Genomic DNA, 7,504 nt, shown 5'->3' on the forward strand with positions numbered 1-7,504 from the left:
AGCGCAAAGTACGCGTCTTTAAGCTCTGAGAGAATATTTGGTTCAACGCCGTTTAAAAGCCTCTATCCCCGTGTCTGGTGTGTCTGGTGTGTCTCCGTGTCTATCGAGAATGAAACAGCCCTGCCCTTATTAAGGGGGGTTAGGGGGTATCTGGGGGCAGAGAGAATCTAAAACTATATCTCATAAATTACAGAAGCGCTATACCGTTTCACGGAAGTCAGAAGTAGGGGTGATTCGCGAATCACCCGTACAGAAGCCAGAAGTTAAATTTGATATACTAAAAACTTTGACAATATAGGAACTTCCTAACTAAAACATATCGTAAGCATTGCATAGCCTGGGTTTAGCCCGCTACGCACATCCACGCCCAAATCCAGTCAGGGTATTTTAACCCCTGAAGATGTCAAAATATAGATTGCTAATATAATATAAGGCCAAAAAAATACTATGAGACTTGATGAAGCAGTAGAATTTGCAGAAAACCCTGAACCCCGCTGTCCTTGTGTCCTGCTATTGGACACCTCCGCATCAATGACAGGTACACCTATCCAAGCTTTGAATGACGGTTTAGAAACTTTTAGAGATAATTTAATTACTGATGGCTTAGCCAAAAAACGAGTAGAGGTGGCAATTATTTCCTTTGACAACCAAATAAAAGTTGTGCAAGAGTTTATCACTGCAGACCAATTTGAAAACCCGGTATTAACAGCCCAAGGACAAACTTATATGGGTACAGCTATTAATAAAGCGCTGGATATGATTGCAGCTCGGAAGTTAGAATATCGGAATAATGGCATAACTTATTATCGACCTTGGATTTTTTTGATTACTGATGGTGAACCTCAAGGAGAGTCAGAAAAAGTTGTAAAGGAAGCAGCAGATCGTATTAGGCAAGAAGAAGATAACAAACACGTTGCCTTTTTTGCCGTGGGTGTGGAAGGGGCGAATATGGATAAGCTTGGAGAAATTGTACTCAGAACACCACTAAAACTAAGAGGACTTGACTTTCGGGAAATGTTTATTTGGTTATCTGCCAGTATGCAGCAGGTTTCCCATTCTAAAGTTGACGAACAAGTTGCGCTACCTCCTCCCGGATGGGGAACAGTGTGAAGAGCGTTGCTGAATACTGAGATGATTTCGGCTGACACGGGGACACGGGGACACGGGGACACGGAGACACGGGGACACGGAGACACGGAGACACGGGGACACGGGGACGCGGGGACACGGAGACACGGAGACACGGAGACACGGGGACACGGGGACGCGGGGACGCGGGGACACGGAGACACGGAGACACGGGGACACGGGGACGCGGGGATTATGGTTTCTGCTCTGGTGACAAAATCATCCCGCAATTATGCAATGCTTTTTAAAGAAGCACTTCAGCAGTCAGCTTTCAGCATTTCAGCTCCTCCTCAGCCTTTTAAGTCAGAAGTTAGAAGTCAGAAGTCAGAAGTTGTTTTTGTGGGGTTTGAGCAAATCTCCAAAAATATTTTGCCAATCTAGGCGGGGTTTTAGACCCAATTATTTTGATAAAAGCTGAAGCGCTGATAGCAAATTACAGCAATTTCGGAGTTAGTGAGGTACAAAATTTTATTTAGTAATTTTGGCAGTTCAAGCATCCTGCTTGTTACAGGCTAGAAGCCTGAACTGCAAATTTAGTAATCCTGCTTGTTACAGGCTAGAAGCCTTACAAAGATAGAGATTAATCTTCAACTGTACCTCACCATCCTCAAAAGTGCTGTAATTATAGAAGAAGGTGTTATTGCAATTAGTAACTAAAGCAGATAGTGCAACACCATATCTTGAACAAATGAAAGAAAGTTATCAAAAATGAGGTTATGTTAACAGAAGAACAAAGTCATTGGCGAGTGGTATCGGCGTCAGTGGCAGGTACAAGTCACGAAAAACGCGGACAACCATGTCAGGATGCAAATCATTGGGAGATTTTGCCGGGAGGTATTTTAGTTGCAGCAGTTGCTGATGGTGCTGGTTCATCCAATTTTGGGGAAGTAGGAGCAAAAATTGCTGTCAGTGCTGCCGTAAAAACTATTTCTCAACAACATTTGTTGTCTCAAGATAATAATGTTGATTGGCAGTATAAGTTAATTGATGCTTTGAGAGCTGCGAGGACAGCAATTTTTGCTGAGTCTCAAGTGAGGAAGGTTGAAGCACGGGAGTTTGCTGCAACTTTGATTTTGGTGGTGGCGACACCAGAGTTTGCTATTGCTGCTCAGGTAGGAGATGGTGCGGTTGTGGTGGGAGATAGTGAGGAAAATATTTTTCCGCTGACTGCTCCTCAAAGTGGAGAATATATTAATGAGACAACTTTTTTGATTTCAGAGCAAGGTGTGGAAGCTGCTCAAGTGAAGATTTGGCAAGGAAAACCAGTTCATTTGGCAATTTTTTCGGATGGGTTGCAGATGCTGGCTTTGAATATGCCAAGGGGGTTGCCTCATTTTCCGTTTTTTGCACCATTATTTAAGTTTATGACTGTGGTGACAGATGAACAAGAGGCGACTGAACAATTGGAGGAGTTTTTGCGATCGCCTAAAGTTACAGGTAGAACTGATGATGATTTAACTTTGTTGTTGGCAAAGTGTAATATTATTTCCGGTTAGAGTTGTTGGGAGTGGGGGAGTGGGGGAGTGGAGGAGTAGGGGAGTGGGGGAGTGGGGGAGTACGGGAGTGGGGGAGTGGGGGAGTAGGTAGGGACGTTGCATGCAACGTCCGTACAGGGAGGGAACCCACCCCTAACCCCTCCCAGGAGGGGAAGTAAGCATCAGAATAATTAACATTAACTGAGCTGCTAATTAGCAAAAAAATTACTCGGCTCTTTTTAATTATAAGGTTAGGACAGATGAAAACTGCTATAAGCCTTCTTCTTTCTTCCCTCTTCCTTCTTACTTCTTCCTTCTTCCTTCTTCCTTCTTCCTTCTTCCCTCTTCCCTCTTCCTTCTTCCTTCTTCCTCTGTAATTCAAAACCTAAATTTATCACCCAAATAATACTGACGTACTAATGGATTATTATAAAGTTCTTCTGCTGTTCCAGATGCCAAGATTTGTCCATCGCGCATAATATAGGCTCGATCAGTAATTTCTAGAGTTTCTCTAACATTATGGTCAGTAATCAGAATGCCCATTTCTCGCTCTCTTAATTTGGCAACAATCTTTTGAATTTCAGAAACGGCAATAGGATCTACTCCAGCAAATGGTTCATCTAAAAACAAAAATTTTAGTCCATCTTTGCTAGAGGCCAAAGCTCTTGCTAGTTCTGTTCGCCTCCGTTCTCCACCAGAAACTTGTGAACCTAAAGTAGAAGCAACTTTTTCTAAACGAAACTCATACAATAGAGAATCTAATAACTTTTTCCACTGGCGACGAGGAATTTTTGTTTGTTCCAAGACTAGGAGAATATTATCTCTAACACTAAGGTTGCGAAAAATGCTTGGTTCCTGAGCTAGATAGCCAATACCCAGTTTTGCTCTCTTGTGAATTGGTAGAGTTGTAATATCTAAATCATTTAAAAAGACAGTGCCAAGGGAAGGTTTTTCTATACCTGTAGCGATATAGAATGTAGTGGTTTTACCTGCACCATTAGGACCAAGGAGGCCAACAATTTCTCCTTGGGCAATGAATAGATTAACTCGACTAACTATGGCACGTTTACCATAGTTTTTGTGAATATTCTCAAGAACAATTTTCATATTAAAGGTGTGGCTTTAAACTGAATGGGGATTAATTATCAATTATCAATTATCAATTGTCCATTGGTAATGGAGCTTTTTTTTTATTCAGTTTATCTCCTTTTTATTTGCCTCAAAATACTGAAATTTTCTGCTGAAATTCAAGAAAATTTCTTCACATAAAATGGCCGAAACCGCTGCCTGTTCCCCCCATCTCCGTATCCCCGCGTCTCCGCGTCTCCGCGTCCCCGCGTCCCCGTGTCCTACCCCCACCAACCAATTTCAGCCAACCCTAATTAGGGACTGATTGGACTTTTAAAGGCGGGTTTTGGATTGAATGGAGCAGTAACATCATTGCCCCCACCTGTATCTTGCTCTGTGGGGACCAAATATACAGATTCTACTTGCCCTTGAGATTGAGGTAGAGCAATGAAGCGTCCTTCATCTATAAGATAGGTAACTGTTTCTCCACGAATTGTATTGCCTTCCTGTAGGATAAATACATCTCCACTGAGGACAATTCGACGTTCTCTACTAAAGTATTGGGCTTGAGCTGCTGTTGCTTGAATTTTGCGAGCTGGATAGTTAATTTGGACATTACCACGAGCTGTAACAACTCCTGTTCGAGAGTCTGCTTCTTGAATGTCGGAGCGAACAGTCATAGTACGGCTTGGGGAGTTTTGTGGGGGTGGGTTAGGGTTAATTTGGGCAGATGTAGGATATGTTACAGAATTTACAGCCAAAGGTATGATTAGGGCAAATCCTTTTAATATCAGTAATTTTGAGATTTTTTTATTTAGTATCATTTTTAATTGGGCGAAAGTTGTTAAGGGTTATATTATTTTGACTTTTGGGTATGAAGTTAGGTACTTGTATTATTTTACTGGAAACTGAAGGGACTTATATCATCTGGTTGAATAATTAGACTTTGGTGGAAGGAAGGCAGAAGAAAGAGGACAGACGGTAGAAGGGAAAGAAAGCTTCAAAGGGAGAAGGTTTTTTTATCACTGATTATTCAGACATAATATAGCAATCCTAAATAAGTTGTGACAAATTAAAAAGTAGATAAAAAAAACTGAAATTCCTACCTGTTCCCTGTTCCCTGTTCCCTGTTCCCTGTTCCCTAAAAGCGGTAAGATTTTTATACATAAATAAAATGGGATTGCTATATTATATCAAATCCTTTTAATTCGGTATAAAAAAATATTCCATCTTCACCTAGAGCGGAAAGAATTCTGAGTTCTTTTCCCTTCTGAATTGCAGGATTGCTGAATTCTGGATTCTGATTCACTATCTTATTACACCGATGCTATCGGATTTAATATTATCTATATTTTGAAGATATTGTGGCATTAAAGACAATCTTTTTCAACTCAAAAATTTGTTTCAACCTGTAGCAAAACTCACGAGCTACATTCCATTGTTCTCTTGGTATACTTTTCATTCTAATCATAAGTTCTACTTCAGTTTGAGAAATACTATTTACACCTAAAATACTGCCAGCATCTAAAATTTTATCTCCCCACTCGGCATCATTTTTTAACTCATTAGCAAGTTGTTTAACTATTTGTACTGCTTGACTTAAATTAGAATCTAAATTGACTTTTATTCTTAAATCAATACTTGCCCAATCTTTAGTCAAATTATGTACTGTATAAATTTTGCTATTAGGAATTGAACTTAAACGTCCTCCTGCATCGCGTAATTGTGTTACACGAAAACTCATATCTTCTACATAACCCATAGTAAAATCTAGGTCAATCAAATCTCCAATTGCATATCGGTCTTCTAGCAATATTAAAATTCCACTGATGATATCTTTAACTAGATTATGACCACCTAAAGAAACTGTCAAACTAATAATACCTAAACCTAATAATATTATGGTTATAGAAACATTGAAATTTTGAAATATCCCCAGCATACCAATACAACCTAATACAAACATTACAATTCCTTTCAATGTATGAGAAAAAGTAATTGCCTGTGGTATTTTTCTATGACTATAATTTTGATTTTCTAATCTTTTAAAACTATTTATAGCGAACCAGTTGACGATCGCCGGACTACCTTTAATTGCTAAATAAGTACCAGCTATAATAATTAAAACTATTACATGAGAAACTAAGAAAATTTGTAGCCAACGACTATAAGGAAAATTACCTAAAATCCAAATAATGCCACACAACCATAAAATCAAATGATTTACTTGCAGAAAACTTCTAAAAAAAGAATTTTTATGTTGTTGTTGCTCCCAGATTAACTGTTGTTTTTGCCCTAAAGCTAATTCTGTTTTTGCTGTTGTTAATTCTTGATAGTTTCTCAATTCATCTATCTGTGGGCGAGATACTTTTAAATTTTCTATAGATTTTTGGATTTTTTGGTACTTTCTTAAGCAGTACTTTTGCCAAATTGATATGAGAAAGCTCAATAGAATCAAAACTAATATTATTCCGAAAGAAATTAAAGACTGTCCGATCAAATAGTCTGGTTGTCGCTCTATCTGTGCTCTAATTAAGGCATCCTGCAAAAAACCAATAATCTGATTAGTTAAATCTTCTCTAGATATGCCATGAATTTGAGCATCTAAATCTGTGATGGCAATCAGAAATTGATTTTTTAGTTCTTCTGCATCTGAGGCAAATACTAAAGTCTGATTTTCTAGGGTTTCAACAGTTAATTTTAAAGTATCAGCATCAAAGCAATTTTTAATTGTTTGTTTAAGATTATTTTCATACAGTCTAACTCGAATATTGAGGGGAGATGTATTGCTATTTCCTTGAATTTCTTGTCCTGCTACTGCCGCTACTTTGAAAATTTCTCTGCTGTCGATTTTGATTGGTTTATAAACTATATTACTGATAGGTGTTAATGATTGAAGTTGAGTAATATTTTCAATATTACTATTCTCTAATGTTTCTGAAGTCTGGCCTAATGCTAAGAGGGTTTGATTAATTATCAGAATAAAGGTTAAGAGGCTAAAAATTATAACTGTGATAATTTTTGAGATTTTATCGCGATTAAAGAAGTTATGTGGGTGCATCTCAATTTTGAATAAAGCAAAAAATTTATGGCTTTTAGGCAATAGGAAACAGGCAACAGGCAACAGGGAATAGAGAATAGGGAATATATAGGAAAAAAGTATTTTTGCAAATATGAGATGCACCCAATTATGTTGCTGAATTAGTGGTTGTTTGAATGAAATAAATTTATAAATTTGCATAAGTCAATTCAGTTATAGTAATTTCATTTGAGTTGCGTAAAAAACCTGGTCGCTTTTAGGCAACAGCTCATCTGGCAATAGGTAAGAAGGTTTGCCGGACTTTTTACTGTTAGTCAATAACCAATTCTTTTTTATCCCCTTAAAATGGGAAACTTGAGACCTAATTTTTTTATTGAAAATAAAATTAGTCTATTAGACATCTCCAAAAATCAAAAAGACAATCAATTCTTATCCAGAAATTATCAATTGTTCTTCCCTGTTCCCAGCTCCGGTGTTCCCTGTTCCCTCTTTTCTGGAGATGTCTATTGATTGCTTTCTATCTGAAAGGAGAAATATCCGGAGATAAATTGTAATATTTTATAGCAGTTTTCATGTTTCATAGAATACAAAGATTTTGACTTAAAGGCAGAAGGAAGAGGGCAGAAGGCAGAAGTTTTGTAATCTACTTTTGTGAAAATCACTATAATATCAAATCCGGTTAAACAGCCATAGAATGGTTAAGCCAGGAGGAGTCAGGAGTCAGGAGTCAGGAGTCAGGAGGAGAGAGAATTACAAAGATGAGCGTAGTTATGACGATTGGAGAATTTTTTTA

General features: G+C 38.1%; 7 protein-coding genes. 3 read left to right on the plus strand and 4 right to left on the minus strand.

Annotated elements, in window-relative coordinates; genetic code table 11:
* Positions 1 to 447 precede the first annotated feature (447 nt).
* The 3 genes from F6K54_RS36250 (at position 448) to F6K54_RS36260 (ending at position 2,624) form a co-directional block, all read left to right on the plus strand.
* Positions 448 to 1,110: a VWA domain-containing protein gene (locus tag F6K54_RS36250; protein ID WP_293088697.1), complete on the plus strand. Its 663-nt coding sequence runs from the start codon at positions 448 to 450 to the stop codon at positions 1,108 to 1,110.
* Between the two features lie 213 nt (positions 1,111 to 1,323).
* Positions 1,324 to 1,509, plus strand: a complete 186-nt coding sequence (locus F6K54_RS36255; protein WP_293088699.1) for a hypothetical protein — start codon at positions 1,324 to 1,326, stop codon at positions 1,507 to 1,509.
* Positions 1,510 to 1,844: 335 nt separating this feature from the next.
* Positions 1,845 to 2,624, plus strand: a complete 780-nt coding sequence (locus F6K54_RS36260) for a PP2C family serine/threonine-protein phosphatase (protein ID WP_293088700.1) — start codon at positions 1,845 to 1,847, stop codon at positions 2,622 to 2,624.
* 230 nt (positions 2,625 to 2,854) lie between these two features.
* Here F6K54_RS36260 and F6K54_RS36265 read toward each other — a convergent pair whose 3' ends face one another.
* The 4 genes from F6K54_RS36265 to F6K54_RS36280 form a co-directional block, all read right to left on the minus strand.
* The gene (locus F6K54_RS36265; protein ID WP_293088702.1) at positions 2,855 to 3,001 is read right to left on the minus strand and encodes a hypothetical protein; all 147 of its coding nucleotides are present in this window, start codon (positions 2,999 to 3,001) and stop codon (positions 2,855 to 2,857) included.
* A complete protein-coding gene (gene lptB, locus F6K54_RS36270) occupies positions 2,982 to 3,710 on the minus strand; it encodes an LPS export ABC transporter ATP-binding protein (protein WP_293088703.1) in 729 nt (242 codons plus the stop codon). The genes F6K54_RS36265 and lptB overlap by 20 nt, the downstream gene beginning before the upstream one ends.
* Positions 3,711 to 3,985: 275 nt before the next feature.
* Positions 3,986 to 4,495: an LptA/OstA family protein gene (locus tag F6K54_RS36275; protein WP_293088705.1), complete on the minus strand. Its 510-nt coding sequence runs from the start codon at positions 4,493 to 4,495 to the stop codon at positions 3,986 to 3,988.
* 518 nt (positions 4,496 to 5,013) lie between these two features.
* Positions 5,014 to 6,912, minus strand: a complete 1,899-nt coding sequence (locus F6K54_RS36280; protein WP_293088707.1) for a mechanosensitive ion channel family protein — start codon at positions 6,910 to 6,912, stop codon at positions 5,014 to 5,016.
* Between the last annotated feature and the right edge of the window lie 592 nt (positions 6,913 to 7,504).

Source organism: Okeania sp. SIO3B5 (genome assembly GCF_010692555.1).
Classification (GTDB): Bacteria; Cyanobacteriota; Cyanobacteriia; order Cyanobacteriales; family Microcoleaceae; genus Okeania.

Excerpts from the sequence above, each read along its gene's own strand:
- F6K54_RS36250 (WP_293088697.1), top strand. The coding sequence starts at position 448 with ATGAGACTTGATGAAGCAGTAGAATTTGCAGAAAACCCTGAACCCCGC.
- F6K54_RS36255 (WP_293088699.1), top strand. The coding sequence starts at position 1,324 with ATGGTTTCTGCTCTGGTGACAAAATCATCCCGCAATTATGCAATGCTT.
- F6K54_RS36260 (WP_293088700.1), top strand. The coding sequence starts at position 1,845 with ATGTTAACAGAAGAACAAAGTCATTGGCGAGTGGTATCGGCGTCAGTG.
- lptB (WP_293088703.1), bottom strand. The coding sequence starts at position 3,710 with ATGAAAATTGTTCTTGAGAATATTCACAAAAACTATGGTAAACGTGCC.
- F6K54_RS36275 (WP_293088705.1), bottom strand. The coding sequence starts at position 4,495 with ATGATACTAAATAAAAAAATCTCAAAATTACTGATATTAAAAGGATTT.
- F6K54_RS36280 (WP_293088707.1), bottom strand. The coding sequence starts at position 6,912 with ATGCAAATTTATAAATTTATTTCATTCAAACAACCACTAATTCAGCAA.